The 23,841-nt window shown below is 49.8% G+C and carries 19 protein-coding genes; 12 read left to right on the top strand and 7 right to left on the bottom strand.

The genetic code is table 11. The features are described from left to right. The first annotated feature begins 21 nt into the window (after positions 1-21). A complete protein-coding gene (locus AC13H5_RS12155) occupies positions 22-984 on the top strand; it encodes an aldose epimerase family protein (protein ID WP_483545860.1) in 963 nt (320 codons plus the stop codon). A 48-nt stretch (positions 985-1,032) separates the two neighbouring features. Here the strand turns inward: AC13H5_RS12155 and AC13H5_RS12150 are convergent, their stop codons facing one another. After that, positions 1,033-2,358: a PDDEXK-like family protein gene (locus AC13H5_RS12150; protein WP_483545859.1), complete on the bottom strand. Its 1,326-nt coding sequence runs from the start codon at positions 2,356-2,358 to the stop codon at positions 1,033-1,035. A gap of 320 nt (positions 2,359-2,678) precedes the next feature. Between AC13H5_RS12150 and AC13H5_RS12145 the strand changes: the two genes are divergently transcribed. After that, a complete protein-coding gene (locus AC13H5_RS12145) occupies positions 2,679-3,704 on the top strand; it encodes a GTPase (protein ID WP_483545858.1) in 1,026 nt (341 codons plus the stop codon). 73 nt (positions 3,705-3,777) lie between these two features. Here AC13H5_RS12145 and AC13H5_RS12140 read toward each other — a convergent pair whose 3' ends face one another. From AC13H5_RS12140 to AC13H5_RS12120, 5 genes are all read right to left on the bottom strand, one after another. Next, positions 3,778-4,473 carry an N-acetylmannosamine-6-phosphate 2-epimerase gene (locus tag AC13H5_RS12140; RefSeq protein ID WP_483545857.1) on the bottom strand — a complete coding sequence of 232 codons (696 nt, stop codon included), beginning with the start codon at positions 4,471-4,473 and terminating at the stop codon, positions 3,778-3,780. A gap of 2 nt (positions 4,474-4,475) precedes the next feature. Beyond that, positions 4,476-5,282, bottom strand: coding sequence for a MurR/RpiR family transcriptional regulator (locus AC13H5_RS12135; protein ID WP_483545856.1), 807 nt, complete (start codon positions 5,280-5,282; stop codon positions 4,476-4,478). Between the two features lie 24 nt (positions 5,283-5,306). Next, positions 5,307-6,848 (bottom strand): maltose/glucose-specific PTS transporter subunit IIC, encoded by a 1,542-nt coding sequence (locus AC13H5_RS12130; RefSeq protein ID WP_483545855.1) that lies wholly within the window; start codon positions 6,846-6,848, stop codon positions 5,307-5,309. Positions 6,849-6,979: 131 nt separating this feature from the next. Continuing rightward, positions 6,980-8,431: a 6-phospho-beta-glucosidase gene (locus AC13H5_RS12125; protein ID WP_483545854.1), complete on the bottom strand. Its 1,452-nt coding sequence runs from the start codon at positions 8,429-8,431 to the stop codon at positions 6,980-6,982. Positions 8,432-8,468: 37 nt separating this feature from the next. Beyond that, positions 8,469-10,376, bottom strand: a complete 1,908-nt coding sequence (locus AC13H5_RS12120) for a beta-glucoside-specific PTS transporter subunit IIABC (RefSeq protein ID WP_483545853.1) — start codon at positions 10,374-10,376, stop codon at positions 8,469-8,471. Between the two features lie 420 nt (positions 10,377-10,796). Here AC13H5_RS12120 and AC13H5_RS12115 point away from each other — a divergent pair, with 420 nt between their 5' ends. From AC13H5_RS12115 to AC13H5_RS12090, 6 genes are all read left to right on the top strand, one after another. Next, positions 10,797-12,215: a polysaccharide deacetylase family protein gene (locus AC13H5_RS12115; protein WP_483545852.1), complete on the top strand. Its 1,419-nt coding sequence runs from the start codon at positions 10,797-10,799 to the stop codon at positions 12,213-12,215. Position 12,216: 1 nt separating this feature from the next. Then, positions 12,217-14,073: a glycosyltransferase family 2 protein gene (locus AC13H5_RS12110; protein ID WP_483545851.1), complete on the top strand. Its 1,857-nt coding sequence runs from the start codon at positions 12,217-12,219 to the stop codon at positions 14,071-14,073. Further along, complete coding sequence (locus tag AC13H5_RS12105) at positions 14,063-15,799, top strand: polysaccharide deacetylase family protein (RefSeq protein ID WP_483545850.1); 1,737 nt, start codon at positions 14,063-14,065, stop codon at positions 15,797-15,799. Before AC13H5_RS12110 ends, AC13H5_RS12105 begins: the two co-directional genes overlap by 11 nt. A gap of 15 nt (positions 15,800-15,814) precedes the next feature. After that, positions 15,815-16,834 carry a glycoside hydrolase family 18 protein gene (locus AC13H5_RS12100; protein WP_483545849.1) on the top strand — a complete coding sequence of 340 codons (1,020 nt, stop codon included), beginning with the start codon at positions 15,815-15,817 and terminating at the stop codon, positions 16,832-16,834. Between the two features lie 24 nt (positions 16,835-16,858). Further along, positions 16,859-18,151: a nucleotide sugar dehydrogenase gene (locus AC13H5_RS12095; RefSeq protein WP_483545848.1), complete on the top strand. Its 1,293-nt coding sequence runs from the start codon at positions 16,859-16,861 to the stop codon at positions 18,149-18,151. A gap of 107 nt (positions 18,152-18,258) precedes the next feature. Then, positions 18,259-18,714: a hypothetical protein gene (locus AC13H5_RS12090; RefSeq protein WP_214796825.1), complete on the top strand. Its 456-nt coding sequence runs from the start codon at positions 18,259-18,261 to the stop codon at positions 18,712-18,714. 43 nt (positions 18,715-18,757) lie between these two features. On the opposite strand, the gene AC13H5_RS12085 is transcribed toward AC13H5_RS12090, so the two are convergent. Continuing rightward, positions 18,758-19,405, bottom strand: coding sequence for an acetyltransferase (locus AC13H5_RS12085; RefSeq protein WP_214796826.1), 648 nt, complete (start codon positions 19,403-19,405; stop codon positions 18,758-18,760). A gap of 283 nt (positions 19,406-19,688) precedes the next feature. On the opposite strand from AC13H5_RS12085, the gene AC13H5_RS12080 reads away from it, so the two are divergent. The 4 genes from AC13H5_RS12080 to AC13H5_RS12065 all read left to right on the top strand — a co-directional run bounded on the left by AC13H5_RS12080 (position 19,689) and on the right by AC13H5_RS12065 (position 23,835). Next, entirely contained in the window at positions 19,689-20,534 is an 846-nt protein-coding gene (locus tag AC13H5_RS12080; RefSeq protein ID WP_483545847.1) for an aldolase/citrate lyase family protein, read from the top strand. After that, complete coding sequence (locus AC13H5_RS12075; RefSeq protein WP_483545846.1) at positions 20,531-21,436, top strand: NAD(P)-dependent oxidoreductase; 906 nt, start codon at positions 20,531-20,533, stop codon at positions 21,434-21,436. The genes AC13H5_RS12080 and AC13H5_RS12075 overlap by 4 nt, the downstream gene beginning before the upstream one ends. 175 nt (positions 21,437-21,611) lie before the next feature. Further along, entirely contained in the window at positions 21,612-22,667 is a 1,056-nt protein-coding gene (locus AC13H5_RS12070; RefSeq protein ID WP_483545845.1) for a glycosyltransferase family 2 protein, read from the top strand. A 13-nt stretch (positions 22,668-22,680) separates the two neighbouring features. Continuing rightward, entirely contained in the window at positions 22,681-23,835 is a 1,155-nt protein-coding gene (locus tag AC13H5_RS12065; protein ID WP_483545844.1) for a glycosyltransferase family 4 protein, read from the top strand. Positions 23,836-23,841 lie beyond the last annotated feature (6 nt).

The following is a 23,841-nucleotide window of genomic DNA, read 5'->3' as shown; positions in this document are numbered from 1 at the left end:
GAATCAAAGTAGGTGAGCCAGTTGAGAGAAGCAACGATTGAAAACAAGAACGGCATGCGCTTGTCTGCCATTTCATACGGATGTGCCATGACCGAGTTGACGGCACCGGACCGTAACGGGAATATGGACTCCGTCATTTTGAAATATGACAGTCCCGAGCAATACCTCGAGAACCCGGTTTATCTCGGTTCTGTCGTCGGACGAATCGCCGGACGGATCCGCAACGCGGAGATTGATGGCGTGGCCTTGACCCCAAGCGAGGCCCCGCATCATATCCACGGTGGAGACGACGGCATCACGGCCCGGCATTGGGACATGGACGTCGAGGGACAGGTGATTACGTTTACTTATCTAAGTCCGGACGGGGAAGAAGGGTACCCCGGCAATGTCACGTTCAAGATCGTCTATGAGTTGACGGACGACAATGAGCTCGTCGTCACGATGACGGCCCAGACGGACGAACGGACGTGGGTCAACTTGAACCATCACAACTATTTCAATCTCGGCGGACGTCCGACGATTCACGATCACGTGTTGACGCTACCGGCCAATCACGTCGCGAAGCTCGATGACGAATCGCTACCGACGGGCGAGTTGCTTGAAGTGGAGGCGACACCGTTCGATTTCCGTGATGGGAAGCGAGTCGGTGAGGCGATTTCGTCGGAGGACGAAGCGATTGTAAAAGCTGGAGGACTGGATCACCCGTTCCTCTTGAAGGACGGGGTGACCCGGCTGCATGATCCAGTGAGCGGTCGCGTCATGGACGTCGAAACGAACCAACCGGTTATGGTCGTCTATACGGCGAACTTCCTCAGTGAAGAGACGCCGGTCACGCTCGAGGGACGGCAGAAGCATAGTGCGATTTGTTTAGAAGCCCAAGCGTTCCCGGACGCACCAAACCATCCAGACATCGCCACATCGATTGAATTGAACCCCGAGGAGTTGTATCACTCAAGGACGGTTTATCGGTTTGGGGTGGAATAAAATCAAGGCCATCGAAATTGTCCTAGACAAGTTCGATGGCCTTTTGCGTTACGCTTTGACAGTATACAAGTCAGCCAATACGTCGGTCACTGTCGCGCTGAACGAGCGGAACGACGAATCGTCGATGAGTGACATCATCGCCTCTTTCACAGTCGTTGCGTTTGTCCAATCGGAGACATCGGTCGTCTCAGTATAAATGCGAGTGAACTTTTTGCCTTCTTGTTTCCCAGACTTCCAAAACGAGATATTCTTCGCTTCGAGTGCTTCTAGCAGCGGGAGACGTTCGGTATAGTCAATCGGTCCAACTTCCACATAAAGCTTGAGACGTTTGCTGCCTTTTCGTTCGAACCAGATGATCAGTCCATAGTTGAGCCAATAGCGATTCAACCGCTCCATCTGTTCTAAGTATGGTAACCAGTCGTCCATGACGAAGTTAGGCACCCGAGTATGTGCAGAGTAGGTCGTAATCGCCTGCTCGTTCACAAATTCGAAGAACGCTTGGTGAACGATGTTGCCACCAGTCTTGAAAATGTAGTCGATGGTTTGTCGCTTCCGGTTATAGATGAGCAGTAGATGCCGTCTCGTCTCCGCGTCGAACGTCTCAAGCGTTTTGACCGCTTGCCGTAGCTCGATTTGTTTATGCTTTGCTGGATTGGCGTTCGCGTAAAGTAAATGAATCGCGGAGGCATAATCTTGATAAAGCTCGAGCGCCGTGTTCATCGTGTCCTCGTCATCGACGAGGCGCTCCTCTAGTAGCGCAATGTAATACGTTAGAAAATCGTAAATATTGTCGGCGATTGTCGCACGGTTCAACTCAAGTTCTTGCGTGATCATCAGACGGACATCCTCATAGTCGAGGAACCAATAGTCGTCGTGGGACGGGGCATCACTCGAGAGCGTCAAATAGACAGGCAAGATGGTGCGGTTTGGGAATGTCTTGTGGACGTGGTCAAAGTAATGACTGAGTTGGCCGGCCGACTCGCTCGAATGAAACTTGTTTTCGATGAGTAGCATCAAGTTCAGCGATGGAATATCGATCAATAAGTCGATGGCGCCATTCCCGGTCCACCATTCGCGATGGACCGTCACGTCCGAGAGTGGGGCGTGAAGGAATGGGAGATAGTCGATGCCGACAATCTTTTCTTCATTTTCCGGCTTAGTGATTAAGTTCATCAACACTTTTCGTAAAAAAAAGCTACCAAGCCGATGGTTTTCGTTCGGATCGAACAGCCAGGCGAGGACGTTTGAGTGACGTATCTCGTACTGATCGACACGGAGGACCTTGAGCGGATTGAATTGATGGAACTGTTGGTGGAGACGATTGAATTCGGTCGAATTTTCGAGTTGTAAGATGGTGTCGAGTGAGTAGTGCATATAGGCCTCCTAAGAAGTGTTGATAAGATAAGTAAACTACAAATAAATGAAGAGGGCTGTATGAAAAATAAACGTGGTCAAAAAACATATCGGGATAGCAGAGGTGAAAACGGTAATATCGAATCGGGAGGTGTTTTGATTTACGAATGAGTATTTGTCGAAAAGATGTCGAACGATTCAAGGGCAAAAGCACATACATCCTCTACCTCTTTTATAGAAACTGACAGTATGTAAGCTATTTCTTATGTAAAATCGACCGAGAGGCATGTAAAAAGTTGTGAACATCATTTCGAACAACTATATAAAATGGAGGGTCTAGAATGGATACAACATTTGACTTTAATGGAATGGATAAAGAGGAATTTGAACAAGAGTTTGATCAAAATTATGAAGAGCAACTCAAACAAACAAATGATCAATTAGAGAATGATATCTTGATTGCGCTTGTCGGGGATGTGAACTGTGGAAAGTCATCTACGATTAACAAATTAATGGATGGTGAATTCGTATCAACCGGTGCGAAACCAGGTGAAACGGTAGAAATTAAAGAAATCCAATACACTGATAAAATTGTATTCGTCGATACTCCTGGTCTTGATGACATCAATAAAGAAAATTCACAAGTAACACTAGATTATTATAAAAAATCAGATGTCATCTTGTTCTTCACGAATGCTGCTGGTACTGTTTTATCTGAGAACGAATTGAAAAATTTAAAAGAAATCGAGAAAACGAACAAAAATATTATCATCGTCTTAAACAAAATTGATGCAGCTGAAGACATCGGCGGCCTTGTACAATACATTCAACAAGCGACAAACTATACCTATCCAGTCACTCCTATCTCATCGCGTACAGGTGAAAACATTGGTATGTTGCAAAAAGAGCTCTTAAAAATTTTAGAGGAGAAGCAAAAAGATATTTTGATGGCTCGTGAATTGAAGGATAAATCAACTACTGCCAATCGTTGGATTAATAGTGCGGGCCTCGCTTCAGCAGCAATCGGTGCCTCTCCAATTCCTGGATCGGATATTATTCCATTGACCGGGATTCAAGTAGGATTGATCATCAAATTATCCATGCTTTATAACAAGCCTGTATCGAAAGAAAGTGCGAAAGAATTGTTGCTTGCGACAATTATCGGAAATGCAGGCAAAACAGCATTTCGTCAATTAGTCAAACTAATTCCTGGTGCAGGTTGGGCAGTTGGTGCTGGTGTAGCAAGTGCTACGACCATCGCCTTAGGCTACGCTGTGAAATACTTACACGAACACAATATTGAATTGTCGGCTGAACAGTTGAAATTTGTATACAATATGTTTTTGGAGAAAGAAAAAAGCAAGTGATGATTATGCAAGAAAATGGCCACTCCGATTCATTCGGAGTGGCCATTTTATATAATCGATGAAGCAAAACGAATTAGTTAGCAGTCTTATTCGTCGCTGACATTGCCTCTTCGAACCGCGCCGTAATCTGTTGTGGCCGCGTGATGGCCCCACCGACGACGACGGCGTGGGTGCCGAGGTCCATGCATCGTTTCGCCATCTCAGGCGTCAAGATATTGCCTTCGGCGACGACCGGTTGGGTGACGTGGTCGAGCACGTCCTTCAAGAACTTGAAGTCGTCGTGGAAGAGGAGCGAGCCGTTCGTCTCGGCCGTATAGCCGTGGAGCGTCGTCGAGATGTAGTCGAAGCCGAGTCGATCCGCTTCGATACAGTCCTCAAGCGTCGCACAGTCGGCCATCAACAGTTGATTCGGATAAATCGAACGGATGGCGTGGACGAGTTCTTGGAGTGTCATGTTGCCGGGACGTAAGCGGTGCGTCGCATCAAGGGCGATGACGTCGACGCCGACTTCAATCAACTCCTCAACTTCTTTCATCGTCGCCGTGATGAACACGTCACTGCCCGCATAGTCGCGTTTGACGATCCCGATGATCGGGACGTTCACTTGCTGTTTGATTTCACGGATGTCTTTCGCCGAGTTGGCACGGATGCCTTTGGCGCCGCCTTGGACGGCCGCGATGGCCATCCGGCCCATGATGTAGTCGCTATGGAGCGGTTCATCCTCGAGTGCCTGACACGAGACGATCAATCCGGTTGGTAAATCGGTCATCATTAATCACTTCTTTCCTTTAATCGGTCGAGCGCTTTCAGTGTTTTTAGATAATGCGCTTTTAAGTCTTCATTCGTTTCCATCAACGTCTTCGTCACCGCGTCCGCAGTGAAGAGGAGCGGGAGTTGTGTGTTGATTAAGAACGCCTCGCCCGACGCACCGGCCGTCAACAGTCGATGGTCGACGATCTCGGCGAGCGGGGAGTGCTGGTAGCCGACGAAGGCGATGGTCGTGCAGCCCGATTCTTTGGCGAGCTGGACGGCTTGGACGACCTCACGGCTCTCGCCGCTGTTCGAGAAGGCGATAATCAAGTCGTCTTTCGTCGCAATCGAGGCGTCCATGACCATGCTGTGGCTATCGAACGCCGTCGTGGCGAGCAGTCCCATCCGCCGCAAGCGATATTCCATCTCTTGGGCGACGAGTCCTGCGTTCCCGAGCCCATATAGATGGACCGAACGGCAGCGTCGGATATGATCGCAGATGGCGAGTAGTTCCTCTTGGTCAATCAAGTGGGCGGTCGTCTGAATCAATTCAATATACGACCGCTGCATCGGTTCGAGGGACGTCGCCGTCTGGGGCAAGTTCGTTTCCGTCAATGTCTTTTGCATCATGAGCTTCAGTGCCGAATAGCTCCCGACCCCAATCGTTTTACAGAACCGGGTCACGGTCCCAGGTGACGTCTGGATGGCTTGCGCCAACTCGGTGATCGTCAACTCGATGGCGTCGTTCATATTCGTCATGAGGTAATCGGCAATCTTTTTCTCACTGTCCGTCATCTCTGGATAGACGTCTTTCATTTGTTCCCACACGGCTGTTCCCTCCAACACAATTCGTTATTCGCCCCGGCCTAACGCCTCTTGGACTTCATTCTTAATAATTGTAACAGAAGGACCGTAAATTACTTGAATCCCATTTCCTTTTTGCACGACCCCGTGGGCGCCCGTCGCCTTCAACAAATCCTCACGGACGTGTTGGTGGTCGTTGACGGTAACGCGGAGACGTGTCGCACAGCAGTCGACCGTGTCGATGTTGGCACCGCCACCGAGTGCGGCGATGATGGCTGTCGTGCGGTCTGATGCGTCGACGTCGGCTGCTTTCACAGCTGTCTCGTCTGAACGTCCCGGCGTCATGAAGTTGAACTTCGTGATGAGGAAGCGGAACGTCACGTAGTAGAGCAAGAACCAGAAGGCACCGATGACCGGTACGAGCATCCAGTTCGTCTTGTCATTTCCCTGTAAAACCCCGAATAAGATAAAGTCGATGAACCCACCCGAGAACGTTTGACCAATCGTAATCTCGAAGATGTGGGCCATCATGAAGGCGAGCCCGTCAAAGATGGCGTGGACCAAGTAGAGGACCGGTGCCACGAACAAGAAGGCGAACTCGAGCGGTTCCGTGATCCCCGTCAAGAACGACGTGAGCGCCGCCGAGAACAAGAGACCGAAGACAACTTTCTTTTGTTCCGGTTTCGCGCAGTGATACATGGCGAGCGCGGCACCTAGCAGACCGAACATCATCGTGATGAAGCGACCTGACATGAAGCGGGCCGTACCTTCATAGAACTGCGCCGTGCTCGGGTCGGCGAGCTGGGCGAAGAAGATTTTCTGCGTCCCTTCGATCAACGTCCCGTCGATGACCATTGAGCCCCCGAGGCCGGTCGTCCAAAACGGGATGTAGAAGATGTGGTGCAACCCGAACGGTCCGAGCATCCGGAGCACGAAGCCGTAGATGAACGTCCCGATATAGCCCGTCTTGTCGACAAGTCCACCGAGCGAGAAGATCCCGCTTTGAACTGTCGGCCAGATGAAGTAGAGCGCAATCCCGACACCGATGGCGACGAACGACGTGATGATCGGCACGAAGCGCGATCCACTGAAGAAGCCGAGGAACTGCGGAAGCACTTGCTTGTTGTAACGGTTATGCAAGAGCGCCGTCACAATCCCGATTAGAATCCCGCCGAAGACGCCTGTCTCGAGCGTTTGAATCCCGAGCGCCATTCCTTGGCCGGCACTGGCGAGATCGGTCTCCATCAACTCACCCGTGATTTGAAGCATGGCGTTGATGGTGGCGTTCATAATCAGATAGCCGAGCATGGCGGCGAGTCCGGCCGTCCCTTTGTCCGACTTGGCGAGCCCGACCGCGACCCCGATCGCGAAGAGGACAGCCAAGTTGGCGAAGACGATCGACCCGGCGGCGGCCATGATGGTGAACAGATGCTGGAGCCAGGTGATGTCAAGGAATGGATACGCCTGAACCGTGTTCGGGTTCGAGAGCGCACCTCCGATCCCGAGTAATAGTCCCGCTGCCGGTAAGACGGCGATGGGCAACATGAATGATTTCCCGAATTGTTGTGCCCGTTCGAATAGACGTGACATGAGATAAATCCTCCTTAAAATTATTTTCACCTGAATCATAATATGAAAAATATTTTTATGCAAGCGGTTACTATAAAAATCTTTTTAATAAAAAATCGAACCAGTCAACGGGACCGGTTCGATTCGCATGCTTATGTGGTTTTGACGGGAGGTGTCACTTTTTCGCCGTTCGTTGTGATAACTTGCTTGTACCAATCAAAGCTCTTCTTCTTCGAGCGGGTGAGGGACCCGTTACCTTCATTGTCTTTGTCGACGTAGATGAAGCCGTAACGTTTCTTCATCTCGCCGGTCGAGGCGCTGACCAAGTCGATCGGGCCCCAGCTCGTGTATCCGAGAATCTCGACACCATCCTTGATGGCCTCATGCATCTGTTCGATATGTTTCGCCATATAGTCGATGCGGTAATCGTCCTCGACGTAGCCGTTCGCGTCCGGCGTATCGACCGCACCGAGTCCGTTCTCGACGACGAACAGCGGTTTCTGGTAGCGGTCGTACAGTTGGTTCGCCGTGATGCGGAAGCCGGTCGGGTCGATCGTCCAACCCCATTCCGACTTCTCGAGGAACGGGTTCTCGAGCGAGCTGAAGATGTTGCCTTCGGTCGATGCGTTGATTTCCGGGTCCGTGCTCGTCGTCCGGCTCGCGTAATAGCTGAAACCGATATAGTCGACCGTGTGCTGTTTCAACAGCTCGAGGTCGCCGTCTTCCATCTCGAGCGTGATTCCGTGTTCATCGAGATAGCGTTTCGCATAACCTGGGTACTCGCCACGCGACTGCACGTCGATGAAGAAGAACGATTCACGGTCCTTGTCCATCGCGTCCAGGACGTCGTCCGGGTTGCACGAGTAGGCGTACGTCTGACCGGCTGCGAGCATGCAGCCGACTTGCATGTCGGGATTGATGGCGTGCGCCGCCTTGACCGCTTTCGCGCTCGCGACGAGCTGATGATGCGCCGCCTGGTATTTCACTTGCTGCTTGTCCTCTCCGTCCTCGAAGACGAGACCGGCGCCGATGAACGGCAAGTGCAACAACATATTGATCTCATTGAACGTCATCCAATATTTCACTTTGCCGTTATAGCGGGTGAACAGCGTCGTCGCGTACGTCTCGAAGAAGTCGACGACGCGACGGTCGCGCCAACTGCCGTAGTTTTTGATGAGGCTGACCGGCACATCGAAGTGGGCGATCGTGACGACCGGCTCGATGCCGTGCTTCAACAGTTCGTCGAAGACGTCATCATAAAACTGAAGACCGGCCTCGTTCGGCTCCGCGTCGTCACCGTTCGGGAAGATACGGGCCCATGAGATGGACAGGCGGAGCGCCTTGAAGCCCATCTCGGCGAACAGCGCGATATCTTCTTTATAACGGTGATAGAAGTCGATCGCTTCGTGTGACGGATAAAACTCACCCGGCACCGGCTCGAGAGACGGCAAGTCGCCGAACATGACGTCGAACCGCTTCTTCCCGGTCGGCAACAAGTCGACCGTCGTCAAGCCTTTCCCACCTTCTAAGTACGCACCTTCAGCTTGGTTCGCGGCGATGGCGCCGCCCCATAAAAATCCGTTTGGAAAACTCATCAAATCCATCCTTTCTAAAGTAGGGGAGGGACGGGCCCTCCCACAGTTATTCGTTGATGACGAAAATCGGTTCGCCCGTACGGACGTGTGACGCTTTGTTCGGAGAGATCACTTTCCGGTTCGTGACGATGACCGGTGTCGTAAGAGCACGGCCAGAGCGTTTGATCGCGTCGAGGTCGAACTCGATCAACAGCTGTCCTTTCTCGACAAACTCGCCTTGCGTGACGTGTGCTTTAAAGTGTTTGCCTTCCAACTGAACCGTGTCCATGCCGATATGGATGAGCACCTCGGCACCCGTCTCGGTCGTGATGCCGATGGCGTGATGCGTCGGGAAGAGGGCGGACACCGTACCAGATACCGGGGCGACAAGTTTGCCTTCCGTCGGTTCGATGGCGACGCCTTGGCCGAGTGAACCGGATGAGAAGGCGACGTCCGAGATGTCTTTCAAGTTGACGACGTTCCCGGCGAGCGGGCTGAGGATCTGTTCTTGGCCGACTTTTGTGGCCGATACTTCTTCTGCGACCGGTGTGACTTCTGGTTGTGGCGTTGCGGCGACCGCTTTATTGACGCCACCGAACAAGTACGTCAAGACGAAACCGACGACGAAGGCGACGGCCGTCCCGATGAGTGATCCGTAGAAGCCGGTCGTGAGTCCTTCCGGTGAGATGTTCGACGGGTAACCGAAGACGCCGAGTCCGCCGATCATATACACTTGTGTACCCATGATGCCCATGATTCCACCACCGACGGCACCACCGATACAGCTCATGATGAACGGTTTCTTAAGTGGAAGCGTGACCCCGTAGATGGCCGGCTCGGTGACACCGAAGATGCCTGAGATGAAGGCCGGGATACTGAGCGTTTTGATCTTTTGATTTTTAATGCGGAGGAAGACTGCGAGTACGGCACCGATTTGCGCGAATGAAGCCGCGAAGACGAGTGCGAGTACAGGGTCCGAGCCGAGTGACGTCAAGTTGTTGATGGCAACCGGGACGAGTCCCCAGTGCAAACCGAAGATGACGAACACTTGCCATAAGCCACCGAGGAAGAGACCGGCGACGAGCGGGCTCAAGTTGTAGACGGCGACCGTGGCGCTACCGAGCAACATACCGGCCCATGTCGCGATTGGTCCAATCAAGATGAACGTGAGCGGGACGATGATAAGTAATGTAAGAAGCGGGACGATGAACATTTTGACGACGTCCGGAATGACCGTCTTCAAGAAGTTCTCGAGCTTCGCTGCGAAGAACGCCGCGATGATGATCGGGATGACCGATGTCGAATACGTCATCAAGATGACCGGCACACCGAGGAACGTGATGTGGATCGGTGACTCGAACATGGTGCCGGCGAAGACGGTGTAGAGCGGGTCACCGGCCGTGAGCGTCGACAGCGTCGGATAGACGAGCGCCGCCCCAATGGCCATCCCGATAAACGGACTGCCGCCGAACTTCTTAATGGCCGTATAGCCGAGGAAGATCGGGAAGAAGTAGAACAACGAGTCGCCGATGGCGTTCAACAGCTGATACGTGCCGGATGTGGCGTCGAGCCAACCGAGGGCGACGAAGAGGGCGTTGAACCCTTTGATCATCCCGGTCGCGGCCAAGACGCCGAGGACAGGGGTGAAAATGCTAGAGATGATATCGATGAACCGACTGAACAATGATCCTTTCGGGCCGTCCTCTTCTTCAACAGGTGACTGGTTTTGGAAGCCGCCGACTTCAACGACCGCTTTATACACGTCCGGGACGTGGTTGCCGATGACGACCTGGTATTGGCCGCCACTCTTCATGACGGTGACGACACCGTCCATGTTTTTGATGGCTTCCGTGTTGGCCTTGCGTTCGTCTTTTAATTTGAAGCGCAAACGGGTGATACAGTGGACGACGCTGTTGACGTTCTCTTTGCCGCCGACGTGTTGGATAATGTCGCGTGCGAGCTGTTCATATTTCATGTCCATACCTTCCTTTTCCATTGGATTTTGGCATTTGCGTCAAATAAAAAACCTGACCCGTGTCAGATGAGATACGTGAAATCACGTCTACCATCTGACTCGAGTCAGGTTATGCCCACTAAAGGTAACATTCCTGCGCAGGAGACCATTCAGTTGTTATTTGATACTTGAAATGTAGCATGTGTCAAAACAAAATGTCAACGCTTACATTTAGGAATTTTCAGATTTCTTATTTTAGACAAAAATCTTAAAAAGATGAGATATAAGGATAGGATTAGGCGTATAGTTGCACATTGGAATAGAGCTATACACCTAAATATTGACCAAACATTGAAAAATCACATCCTCTTTATGAAACATTTTTTTATGATGGACGTATTGTACTTGAAATCATCATTACAGAAATGAAAGGAACATCATATGAAATTCTATTCATTCATATCCTCAATATTAGTCAGTATGGTTCTCCTCGCGGCCTGCCAAGATGAGAAAGTAATTGAAACAGTGAAACCATCGCTTGAGATTCCAAAAGCATCACTTCCGGCTCTACCTCCCCTAACTACAGTACAAACGACAAATCCTTCTATTGCACTCACATTTAATGGCTTAGCAGACGATCAGACGATGATGGAATTATTGGACGCGTTGAAACGTTCAAATATCACAGCGACTTTTTTCGTGCCGGGCATGCAGGCAGCAGAAAATCCGGAATTGATTGAGACGATTATTGATGCTGGTCATTCCGTTCAAAACAATACACTCAATTTAGTAGCACCCGACAAGCTATCTTACGAAGAAGCATATCGTGAAATATTTCTAGCTGACCAAGTGTTACGGGATCGGTTTTCACTTGATCCTGAATACGTCCGTTCTAAATCAGGCGATAGCACAGAATACTTTGAACTGGCCGCCTCTCAATTGAACCAACGGGTCGTTACGTCGACTATTAATCCGAAAGATCGAATGATGCAGTCTGCGGAAGAGATGCTTGCCTACATTGACCGGTTTGTTTCTCGAGGAGCAATCATTGAGTTAAATACATATTTGAATCCTGAAATTATCCCATTGATTGATTTGTTAGCAGAAAGAATGAATGACCGAAAATATGTGTTCTCCACGTTAGAAGAGCTAGAGAATATGAGCTATGTCACTGGACGTACGATTCCTTCGAATGGGCTTAAAGAACAATCGTTTGATGAAGCTACACAGCCAAAAGTGATTCGCCAATTTCAAACAGACGAACGAAAAGTTGCGTTGACATTTGATGATTGGGCGAGTGAAACGAGAACATTAGAATTGCTTGATGTATTAGACCGATATAACGTAAAAGCAACATTTTTCTTAATTACGCGGGGCGTGGAGCAGAATCCGCAACTTGCCCGGCTGATTTTAGAGCGAGGTCATGAAATCGCAAGTCACTCTTATCACCACCAAGTGGTCACAGAGATGACGACCGATGAACTACAACAAGATGTGGTGCGTTCTGATGAAATTTTGACGGAAGCGCTCCAAGAGAAACCACTGAATTATTTCCGCCCAGCTCAAGGCATCATGACGGATGAAGCGGCTCGGGTGATTACAGCTACGGGCGTCGATTATATTATGCTCTATGACATTGCCTCGTGGGATTGGAATATGGAGATTGAGCCTGAAGAAGTATATGACCGGATTATGACAGCTGTCGAACCAGGTAGCATCATCACGATGCACCTGCTTGACGAGTCACACACCTTAGACGTTTTACCGGATGTGATTGAAACCTTACATCGAGACGGTTATTCTATTCAACCGATATCAAAGATGTTAGAAAAGGAGGGAGCTGTCAACGACAGCGAATGAGATGAACGAACAAAAAGAGACTATTCTTCAGCCGCTTCAAGACAGACGAATCCTATCGAATATCCCAGACCCAGAAGGTGTACGACGGTCAATCGATCGCAGAGGATTTCTCGAGCATGGAGTCAGCGAGAATCCGAATGAGATGTATAAGAAAAAATTAGAAGGACAGCGGTACGTGGTTGACTTTCCTGTGACAATTAAATACAACAAAAAATCAGCGACGCTACGGTGTCATAATATCTCAACGACGGGAATTTTACTCGAGTTGCCGGCAGGGGAGCAAGAAACATCTTTCGATGCGGCAGTGCATTTAAAATTCACAATTCCTGATGGCGCGATGCCAGAGGGGTATGAAGCGAAAGTTAGTATATCCGCGAAGAAAGTTCGAACATTTGTTGAACTTATAGAAGGCGAAGAAATCACATTCATGGCGTTCATATTTGAAAAACCGCTCGACCTTTATTTCAAGCGACGCCGTTGGGGTTTATCGATTTTCATGGCGAGTGCTTTTCTCCTGTTCATCACGTTGCTCGTTATTTTGATGAGGGCAGAAAGTGTCATTTATTTTCGATTTAACAAGTTTTTATATTTTTACAGTTTGTTAGCGGCTACTTTCTTGCTTAGTCGTTATCTATTTGGACTCTTGTATCGGAATGTGCCGATTAACTTGGACTATGAACCGGGTGTGTCGATTATCATTCCGGTATTTAACGAGGAGGAGTGGATTGAACGAACAATCATTAGCTGCATCGACCAAGCTTATCCAATTGACAAGATTGAAGTGATTGTCGTCGATGATTGTTCAACTGATCAAACTGCTGAACGCGTAAGACGTGCTTTTGAAAAAATTGATGCCAATGGAGAGCGCTTCGATACAAAAGCAAGGATGCGTTTTCACGTTCTGAGTGAAAACGCCGGAAAACGAGAAGCACTCGTCGTTGGTGTCAAGATGGCCAAACATGACTTAGTAGTCTTCGTTGATTCTGATAGTTTCTTAGAACCGACAGCAATTCGTAACTTGGTTCAACCGTTTCAAGATCCAGAAATGGGCGGCGTAGCCGGACGCACTGAAGTGGAGAATAAATTCACGAACGCACTCACAAAACTACAGACTGTCCGATATTACGTAGCTTTCCGAATTATGAAAGCGGCCGAATCGTGGTTTGACTGTGTGACATGTCTATCAGGCCCCCTCTCATGCTACCGAAAAGATCTCGTCCTCAAAAACTCGGAAGATTGGTTAAATCAACGCTTCTTAGGTCATCCGGCAACATTTGGTGATGATCGCAGTATGACGAATTTCATCTTGAAAACCCACCGAACAAGTTATCAAGATCTTGCTGTTTGCTCGACAATTGTTCCATCTAAAACAGGCGTATTTTTACGTCAACAAATGCGTTGGAAACGTTCATGGTTGCGTGAATCACTCCGCGCTCTAGGATTTGTTTGGCGTAAGGAGCCTTTTATGGCGGCATTCTTTATCGTCGGTCTAATTGTCCCGATTGCCGCTCCAATCGTCGTTACTTACAATTTAATTTATGTGCCGGCGCGATATGGCATTTTCCCGACGACTTTCTTACTCGGGTTGTTATTGATGGCATTGATGATGAGCTTCGCGCATCTCTTCTTCCGCAAAAGTAAACTTTGGTCTTTCGGCATTGTCTTTGTTCTTTTTTATGAATTTGTCCTCCTCTGGCAGATGCCAGTTGCGTGGGTCACATTCTGGAAGTCGACATGGGGAACTCGAGACACGCCTCAAGATGTACTGGAACAGAATAAAAAGCAAGAACGACGAACGAAACGACGGCCATTTCCGTTTTTCGCAATGAAAGGGGATAGTCGAGACGATGAGCAGTAAGTCATTTAATGTCGCATCGAAAAATCGACGAAAGCGTATCAGTACGGTGATACAAGCAGTTATTCTATTATTGCTTGTCGTCACCTTAATACGCATCGTATGGATTACGGATCGGTACGATCCTTCCGATGCAAGCAAATATACGAATACGAAAGGGTTTGTGGCGCTCTCTTACTTCGGAGTGGCTAGGAATGAGTCTTCTAAATATGTTGGTCGTGACACCCTTCGACAACAGTTAACCCTTTTAAGAGAGCAAGGGTTTGAAACAATCTCTCAAGATCAAGTGACGAACTTTCTAGAAAACGGAGATGCACTTCCCGAAAAAGCATTATTTTTATCATTTGAAGATGGTCGAAATGACTCCAGTATTTTTGCGCAGCCTGTGCTTGAAGCCTTAAATTACCGAGCTACGATGTTCACATATGCGGACAAGATGGAGAGCTCTGATACTAAATTCTTGAAACCGCGTGATTTGAAGCCGATGATACGCAGTGGTTATTGGGAGCTCGGTTCAAACGGGTATCAACTGACTTACATCAATACATTCAATGATCAGGGTGAACTTTTAGGGGTGATTCCGGAGAATGATGTGCCTGATAAAACTGATATTGAATACTACAATCATTACTTAATGGACTATTTACGTGACGAGTATTTGATTTCTACAGAGTCGAAACAAGAGATGGAGAACCGGATTACAAAGGACTATGCCAATATGAAGACGATTTATGAATCGTCGTTTGGATTTGTCCCCAAAAGTTATGCGATTATGCATGCGAATTCTTTGTACAATAATATGAATGAATACGTAGAAGAAGTGAACGACAAGAACATTCGAGACACTTTCGGGATTCATTTCAACCGTGATCAGACAGCTTATAATGACAACGAGTCAGACATCTATAATTTGACGAGAGTTCAAGCAATTCCAGCATGGTCGGTCAATCATTTGTTGATGAAGCTCCAACAAGATTCTCCATATGACATTTCTTTCTTTGAAGGAGATGCTACACTGTCTGCTCGTTTCAAAACAACAAATGCTGTGTTAGAAGCTGGGAAAGAGTCCCTGATTGTCACGACCTATCCCGGAAAAGAGGGGATTGTGACGCTACAGGATGAGATTCCTACAGACTCCACACTGACAACGCGAATGACTGGGGCAGTGATGGGTGAACAGAGCATTTCACTCCAAGATTCGAGCACTGGAAAGACATACGTTCTCGCGTTAGCTAAGAATATATTGTCTCTTTATGAAGACGAATTAGGAGAGAAGAAAAAAATTAAACAAGTCATGCTTTCTCCTATTGACTGGGAGGGTAAAGACTTTTCGTTCAATAAGGCAACCCAATATACGTATGAAGATACACAAGCTGGCTCCCGTATCGTAGAGGGAGAGTATCCACGCACGTTACCGAATGATCGACAATTGAAGTTGCATCTAGATGCTGAGGAGTTGTCCGTTTGGATCGATGGAAAACAAATGTTGAGCGTGCCATCTGACATTAAAGACACGTTCTATGTGAAACTGGGTGGGCAATCGCTCCAATCAAATACCGGTTTTCAGAAAGATGAAGGAACGATTTATGATTCCACGTTTGAAGGATTGAGAATTGAGCAAAGCGATCAAGTGATTTATGATACAGCTCCGACACGGTCTGAACGAATCATCGGGCAGTTGAAAACACGTTGGGACCGGACCGTTGATTACTTTATCGAGACGTTTTAAAAGGGAGTACGCTTTATGAAAAGAGTTATTTATCCACTGGTATTCATGACGTTGTTAGGGCTGTATGGATGTGACGAGCCTGAATTCACTGAACCGACTAAGGAAGTTTCAACTGATTTATCTTGGTGGCTTGTAGATTGGGCTAGTGAAGCGAGTGTGGCTGACACAATAGCGATTGACGCTGAATTAGATCGACTATTTTTATTTACAAGTTATGTGGATGAGGCGGGTCACCTTTACCAAACGGAACAAAGTAAGGAGCTTATCGATACGGTATTCTCTAGCAAATCGATTAATGATAAACCGATTTATTTAACTCTAGTCAATGATCGGTTCGTAGGAGACACAGTCACCCAAAAAGATCCGAATGTCATCACGAGTATGCTTCAAAATCCTAATCTCGAAGAAGTATATTGGGATCAAGTGTTTGACGTGCTTGATCAGCATCCCTTTGCAGGAGTCGAGCTTGATTTCGAAAAAATTCCTGTAACAAGTTTTAACGAATATACGGCGTTTTTAGAGCGCGCTCGCGAACGACTAAAAGAAAAAGGGATGGCTTTACGGGTTGTCTTGGAACCGAGCCTATCGTTTCAAGACATCCATCTTCCTTCCGGAATCGAGTACGTGGTCATGGCGTACAATGTCCATGGTTTTCACACGCCAGACGAGCCAGGTCCAAAAGCGACCTATGCATTCTTTGATCAGTTACATGAACAACTGGGGCAACGTCACGATTGGACGATTGCTCTTGCAACGGGAGGCTTTCGTTTTAAGGAAGGAACGGTTACGTCTCTAACCGAGATGGACGCTCAATCTATGATTCCAAAAGGGACCACGGTAGTGCGTGACCCAAGTAGCAGCGTACTTCATGCCACTTTCATAGAAGATGGGGTCTCAACTTCTATTTGGTGGGCCGATGGGCAGACAATCAAGGATTGGATGGACTACTGGGAACAAACTTACGATTATCATAAGTTTTCGCTTTGGCGAGCTGGGGAGTGGTCCGCTGATTCACTCAAAGCGATATCAAGATGATGAAGGGAAAGTAGGCGCGATTATATGGAATTAAAAGAAACGATAGGCGTCATTGGATTGGGATATGTCGGATTACCGCTAGCGATTGAATTCGCTAAATTTTTTGATGTTGTCGGATATGATACGAACCACGAGAAAGTGGCTTCTTATCTAAAACAAGTTGATGTCACTCAAGAGGTAGGGGAACAGGCCTTGCTAGAGACAGCGGCTACACTTACAACTGAAGAGGAAATGCTAGCGGCGTGCACTACCTATATTGTCACAGTCCCAACACCGATTAACGCAGATAAAACCCCAAATCTTGATCCCATCATTCAAGCGACTCGAAAGATTGCCCAAGTCTTGGAGCCAGGGAATTTAGTTATTTTTGAATCTACCGTTTATCCCGGTACGACAGAGGAGATTTGTGTTCCCATTCTTGAGGCCGGAAGTGGACTTGTATTTCAAAGTGATTTTAAGGTAGGCTACTCGCCAGAACGTATTAATCCAGGTGATAAGGTTCATAAACTGACAACGATTCAAAAAATTGTATCTGGCTCTGACGAACAAGCGCTTGAACGTATAGACGCTTTATATCGGACTATCATTCAAGCAGGAACTTACCGCGCCCCGTCCATCAAAGTGGCGGAAGCAGCAAAAGTAATTGAAAATGCTCAACGTGACATCAATATAGCGTTCATGAATGAGCTCTCGATGGTATTTGATCGCATGGAAATCGACACGCAAGAAGTCTTGGCGGCTGCTCGTACAAAGTGGAACTTCTTGCCGTTCCAGCCTGGTTTAGTTGGTGGACATTGCATTGGAGTAGATCCTTACTATTTTATTTACAAAGCAGAGCAACTTGGGTATCATTCACAAATTATTTCAGGGGGACGAGCTGTCAATGATTCGATGGGAGAATTCGTTACCCAACGAGTGATCAAAAACTTGATTCGTCAAAAGCGTTTATCAGGTGCGATTCGAGTAGGTGTCTTAGGTGCCACGTTCAAAGAAAATTGCAGCGACGTACGGAATTCGAAGGTGTTTGATATTGTGTCGTCTTTGAACGATTATGGTATAGAAGTAATTATTCATGATCCGGAAGCGAACGCGTCAGATGTAGAATTGTATTATTCACAACCTTTAGTATCGCGGGAGAAACTAAGAGAACTAGACGCAATCATTATTGCAGTCGGACATGATGTATTTCGCGCTAATTACCCCCTTATCGAGTTGAGGACGATGTTAAAACCGCAGGCGAATTCCATCTACGACTTGAAAGCAATCTATTCAAAAGAAGACGGAGTAGGTTTAGGGTTGGAAATATGGAGTCTATAAATAGACTAAACAAAAAGGAATACGACTGCTTCTGATCCAATAAGTGTTGAAACCAGACAGGTTTGGTTTTCGTAATATAAAAAAAGCGAGAATCAGGGAGGTATATCATGAGACGTGAACAACATATCCGCCGCCTCGTCGACTACGCAAAACAAAGTCAGCGCTGGGCCATCATTTTAGCAGTCGCATCGTTCATCATCACCGGGACACTGATCGATAAGGTCGACCAATCTGAATATCTCTTGCTTGGTTTCGGTTTTCTTGGCGTCATTCCGCTCCTCGTCCGTGAGTGGCGGTTCGGCACGATTCGAGCCTCGTTCAACGATAATGCGACGTATCAACGGCTCGTCCGGTTGCCGTTCTGGATGACGTTGTCCGGTTTAGCGATTCTTTACTTAATCTTGGGATGGTACGATTTTGGTTTACCGGGACCATCCATTTTCCTAACACTCGCCGTTCTCGTCGTCGGGATGTACCTGCTCCAACGCTATTTCGAGCGGATTATTTTGAAACTTGAACCGGACTATATCACCGACCGTGAGCTGCATCGCGAGCTGAAATGAAAAAAACGAGGTCACCCGACGCGGGGAGACCTCGTTTTTGTGTTCACAAGTATCGTTCGTTCATGATCCGACCCCTAATCGGTTTGGCCGGGGAGCCGTAGGCGACGACGTGGTTCGGGATGTCTTTCACGACCGTGGCACCGGCACCGATGACCGTGTCGTGGCCGATATGGACGTTGTGGATGACCGTCGCACTCATGCCGATGAACGTGCGGGCGCCGACATGGACGTTGCCGCCGAGATGGGCACCCGGGGCGATTGAGGCGAACGGTTCGAGCACACAGTCGTGATCGACCGATGCCATCGTGTTGATGATGCTGTGCGGACCGATGACGGCGTTCGGATTGATGACGCTGCCGGCCATGACGGCCGTCCCTTCACCGAGCGTCACGTTCTTGCCGATGACGGCGCTCGGGTGGATGGCGCTGACGAATTCAAAGTTTGGTGTCCGTTCGCGGATGGCACGCGCGAGTGACTCGCGCTGGACGTTGTCGCCGATTCCGATGATGCCTTTCTGGGCGACGACGTTGGAATGGACGAGACCGAGCACGGGGTACCCGGCGATGAACTTCCCGATTAAGGCTGGGTTGTCGTCATAAATTCCTGCGATCCGGTAGAGTCCCATCAATTCAAGAATATCGATGATGACTTGTGCGTGACCGCCTGCACCAAATATCACAATCCATTCCATGATTGGTCACCCCTTTTTTGCCGAAAACTGTCGAAAATATGGTTCTGTACGTTACTTATTTCCGATTCCCCGCATTTGAAACAAAACAAAAAGGAAGTTGCGAACATGATTTGATGTCAAAGCATATTCGAAGGGAAGAGGTGTGACTTTCTATAAAGGGATTTGTTCAAAAATCTGTAAACTTCCCATTTACAATCCAAAAGCATTATCCGCATTTCCGTTTTGTTGTTTTTCGGACGGGCTATTTTCCTAAGGTAATCTACTGATGGGAGGAGTGCTCGCCATGCCTTTGAAACTGATGTATATCACGAACCAGCCGGATATCGCGCTGCTCGCGGAACAAAACGGGGTCGACTGGGTGTTCGTCGATTTGGAATTGAACGGGAAAGAGGAACGGCAAGGCCATCTCGATACGGTCATCTCACGCCATGCGATTCGCGACGTGAGCCGGTTGCGCGCGGTCTTGAAGCATGCGGAGCTGCTCGTCCGCGTCAATCCGATCTTCCAAGGCTCGCGCTATGAGATCAATGAAGTCATCAATCGCGGGGCCGACGTCGTCATGTTGCCATACTATAAGACGGTCGACGAAGTCGCGACGTTCATCGAGCTCGTCGATAAGCGGGCCGATGTCTGTCTGTTGTGTGAGACGAAAGAGGCCGTCGCCTGTATGCCGGACGTGCTCAAATTACCGGGTATCGACTACGTCCATATCGGATTGAACGACCTGCATCTCAGTTACGGGCAGAGTTTTCTGTTCGAGCCGCTCGCCGACGGGACGGTCGAGACGGTCACGCGTCAAATGCAGGCGGTCGGCATCCCGTATGGCTTCGGGGGCATCGCCCGCATCGGGGAAGGGAAACTTCCGGCCGAGAAGGTGCTCGGGGAGCACGTCCGACTCGGCTCGGCGCTCGCCATCTTGTCGCGCAGCTTTTGCAACATCGGGTCGACCGGAAAATTTGACGCCAGACAGGCACAAATGTTCCAAGAAGGGGTATGGAAAATTAGAGCGTACGAGCAACAGCTCGAACACGCGACACCGGAGTGGTTGGAATTGAACCGGTTGAGCCTCGTCTCGACCGTCGATGCCATCGCGACGGAAATCCAGAACCGGAAGGGGATCTTATCTTGAATTTGCTGTCGACAGGAGTGCGGTTGACTCCTGAACAACTCGCAAAACTCGAACAACTTGGCTATACAGTGACGACGCTCCGTGAAGAGGCGGATGTCACAGACATCGACGTCTCAGAAGTCGAGGGCTTGATTTGTAACAACGTGTTCCAATATTGTCACGTCGACGATTTTAAACAGCTACAGTTCGTCCAAGCCGTCAGTGCCGGACTCGACCGTCTCCCGCTCGACGAGCTCGAAGATCGAGGCATCCGTGTCTACAATGCCGGTGACACATATGCCGTGCCGATGGCCGAATGGGTCGTCTGGCAGCTGCTCGACTTTATGAAACAGGGGGCGGCGTTCCGAGAGAAACAGGCGAACCGGTATTGGGAGAAGGAACGTCGTTTACGTGAACTGACTGGGAAGACCGTCGCCTTGCTCGGCCTCGGTCACGTCGGGGAGGCGATCGCGACTCGGCTCCGTGCGTTCGATATGACAATCATCGGTGTCGGTCATCGTGAGAAACGGGTGCCGTTCGTCGACCGTTACGTGTTGATGGATGAGTTGCCCGACGTGTTGGCAGAGAGCGACGTCGTCGTCATCGCCTTACCGCTCACCGACGACACGTATCATGTGATCGATGCCGAGGCGATTGCGGCGATGAAAGAAGATGCCGTCCTATTGAATGTGGCGCGCGGGTCGATCATCGATGAAGAGGCGCTCATCGCGGCGCTCGAGGACGGCAAGTTCTTCGGGGTCGCCTTGGATGTGTTTGAGACCGAACCACTCCCGTCGGATCATGCGCTCTATAACTTCGAGTGGGTGACGCTCACCCCGCACAATTCGTACGTGTCGGACCGAGTGAAGGAGCGTTTGTTCGAGAACATCTTCCGCAACTTGCGGCAAGAACAACTTCAGTGACATGCGAAGCTGACCGAAGGGTCGGCTTTTTTCGTTTTTTATAATTCACGAAAAGATTATCCACGGCTCATTCCGTTTGTGAGTTACCAGAAAGAGCTTACGGGAACAACGAGGATAGAATCATCCCCATTTCTCACTCACATCATGAAACGACAACCTAGAAGGAGTGACCCACATGCCAAGCCTCACCCCGCTCGTCAGTCTCGTCGTCCCGGTCTACAACGCGAGCGCCTACGTCCGTCAGTGTCTCGACAGCTTGACGCAACAGACGTATCCGCACGTCGAGATCATCTGTATCAACGACGGCAGTACCGACGACAGCCACGACATCTTGATGGAATATATTCATGACCCGCGTGTCCAAGTGCTGGACCAAACGAACCGGGGCTGCGCCTTTAGCCGCACCCGGGGGCTTGGCATGGCCACGGGGGAGTACATCATGTTCATCGATAGCGATGATTGGCTCGACCTCGATGCGGTTCGTGTCCTCGTCGAGCATGCCGAACGGGAACGGGCCGATGCGGTCATGGGCACATACGTCCGGGAGTACAAGGGCCGATCGCTACCGAAGAAAATCTTTGATGCGGACTTTTTGTCGTTCGATACGGACGAGACGAAGCGCCACGTCCATCGTCGCTTGTTCGGATTGGTCGGGGAAGAGCTCGCCCACCCGGAAAACGTCGACGCCCTCAATTCGAACTGTTTCACGCTCTATCACCGTGATCTCGTCAAACACCTCACGTTCGGGTCCGGTCCGTACGGTACGTTCAACGACCTCTACTTCCAAATCGAGGCGCTCGAGAACTGTCAGCGTTTCGTCTATGTCGACTACCCGGTCTACCATTACCGGAAGACGGACGCGGGTTCGATGTCGAGTGCGTATAAACGGGATCTCGTCACATCGCGGCTACAATTCTTCCACATCTTGATGCGCTACATCGAGACGCACCACCTCGGCGAGGAGTATATGCAGGCCCTCCACAACCGCATCGCCCTAAGCATGATCGGCATCGGCTTGAATGAACTCGCGGCACCGAAGTCGCTGTTCGCTCAGGCCGAGTCGCTCAAACAAGTGCTCCGCCAGGACGAATATAAACAGGCCTATTCGCAGATGGAGCTCGAGCATTTCGATGTGAAGTGGCGGACGTTCTTCCAGCTCTGTAAGCACGAACGGACCGTCCCGCTCGTCTTGATGTTGCATGGGGTCGATTATCTTCGGAAACGTGTGTGAGGAGGAGAAAACGATGAAACGAGTGCTCATGGTCGCCTCGGTCGTCTCGATGATCGAGAGCTTCAACCGCGATAATATCCGTATGCTCCAAGAGATGGGGTATCAAGTCGATGTCGCCACGAACTTTGAATGGGGCAGCATGTATTCGCCGGAGAAGATCGCCCGCATCAAACAGGACTTAGAAGCGAACGGCGTCACACTGTTCCAAATCGATTTTGAGCGCGACATCAAGAAGATGAACGGCCACGTCCGCGCCTATCAACAGTTGAAAGCCGTCATGACGGCGAACCGCTATCACTTCATCCACTGCCACTCGCCGATCGGCGGGGTCGTCGGCCGGCTCGTCGCGCGCCAGACGCACACCCCATGCATGTACACGGCGCACGGCTTCCACTTTTTCAAAGGCAGCCCGTCGCTCAACTGGATGCTGTATTATCCGGTCGAACGGACGCTCGCCCGCATGACCGACACGATCGTCACCATCAACGAAGAGGACTTCTCGCGGGCGCAGACGTTCAAGACGTCGCACACGTTCCGCATCCCGGGAATCGGCGTCGACACGAAACGGATCGAGGCGGTCATCATCGACCGTCCCGCCAAACGTCGAACGCTCGGCATCGACAGCGACACCGACTTCGTCTTGTTGTCGGTCGGCGAGTTGAACGAGAACAAGAACCACGAGACGATCATCCGCGCCATCGCCTCGCTCAAAGAACCGACGCTCCGCTATTTGATCGCCGGGACGGGTGACAATAAGGACCATCTCGAGCGGCTCATCCGGGAACTCGGACTCGAGCGGCAAGTGACCTTGCTCGGTTTCCGGGACGACGTCATCGAAGTGATGAAGGCGTCGGACTGCTTCGTCTTTCCGTCGAAACGGGAAGGGCTCGGCATGGCCGCGCTCGAGGCGATGGCTGCCGGACTCCCGCTCATCACGTCGAACGTGCACGGCATCAATGACTATTCGATTGACGGGGTGACCGGTTATAAATGTTCGCCGGAAGACGTGGCCGGATTCGCCCGGGCCATCCGGACGATGCAACTCGATTTCGATTTGTCCCATCAGATGGGGCTCCATAACAGCGAGTCGGTCAAAGCGTTCGACGTCGACCGCTCGAAGACGGAGATGCGACGCATCTATGAGAGCTTTGATCGACCGATCGCCTGAAGAGAG

The organism is Exiguobacterium sp. FD-YE-25-4 (assembly GCF_057004685.1).
The sequence above is the reverse complement of the archived record's forward strand: the minus strand, read 5'-3'. Positions and strand labels throughout refer to the sequence as shown.

Coding starts and splice junctions, on each gene's coding strand:
- AC13H5_RS12150 (WP_483545859.1), bottom strand. CDS start 2,358: ATGCACTACTCACTCGACACCATCTTACAACTCGAAAATTCGACCGAA.
- AC13H5_RS12145 (WP_483545858.1), top strand. CDS start 2,679: ATGGATACAACATTTGACTTTAATGGAATGGATAAAGAGGAATTTGAA.
- AC13H5_RS12140 (WP_483545857.1), bottom strand. CDS start 4,473: ATGACCGATTTACCAACCGGATTGATCGTCTCGTGTCAGGCACTCGAG.
- AC13H5_RS12130 (WP_483545855.1), bottom strand. CDS start 6,848: ATGTCACGTCTATTCGAACGGGCACAACAATTCGGGAAATCATTCATG.
- AC13H5_RS12125 (WP_483545854.1), bottom strand. CDS start 8,431: ATGGATTTGATGAGTTTTCCAAACGGATTTTTATGGGGCGGCGCCATC.
- AC13H5_RS12120 (WP_483545853.1), bottom strand. CDS start 10,376: ATGAAATATGAACAGCTCGCACGCGACATTATCCAACACGTCGGCGGC.
- AC13H5_RS12115 (WP_483545852.1), top strand. CDS start 10,797: ATGAAATTCTATTCATTCATATCCTCAATATTAGTCAGTATGGTTCTC.
- AC13H5_RS12110 (WP_483545851.1), top strand. CDS start 12,217: ATGAACGAACAAAAAGAGACTATTCTTCAGCCGCTTCAAGACAGACGA.
- AC13H5_RS12105 (WP_483545850.1), top strand. CDS start 14,063: ATGAGCAGTAAGTCATTTAATGTCGCATCGAAAAATCGACGAAAGCGT.
- AC13H5_RS12100 (WP_483545849.1), top strand. CDS start 15,815: ATGAAAAGAGTTATTTATCCACTGGTATTCATGACGTTGTTAGGGCTG.
- AC13H5_RS12095 (WP_483545848.1), top strand. CDS start 16,859: ATGGAATTAAAAGAAACGATAGGCGTCATTGGATTGGGATATGTCGGA.
- AC13H5_RS12090 (WP_214796825.1), top strand. CDS start 18,259: ATGAGACGTGAACAACATATCCGCCGCCTCGTCGACTACGCAAAACAA.
- AC13H5_RS12085 (WP_214796826.1), bottom strand. CDS start 19,405: ATGGAATGGATTGTGATATTTGGTGCAGGCGGTCACGCACAAGTCATC.
- AC13H5_RS12080 (WP_483545847.1), top strand. CDS start 19,689: ATGCCTTTGAAACTGATGTATATCACGAACCAGCCGGATATCGCGCTG.
- AC13H5_RS12070 (WP_483545845.1), top strand. CDS start 21,612: ATGCCAAGCCTCACCCCGCTCGTCAGTCTCGTCGTCCCGGTCTACAAC.
- AC13H5_RS12065 (WP_483545844.1), top strand. CDS start 22,681: ATGAAACGAGTGCTCATGGTCGCCTCGGTCGTCTCGATGATCGAGAGC.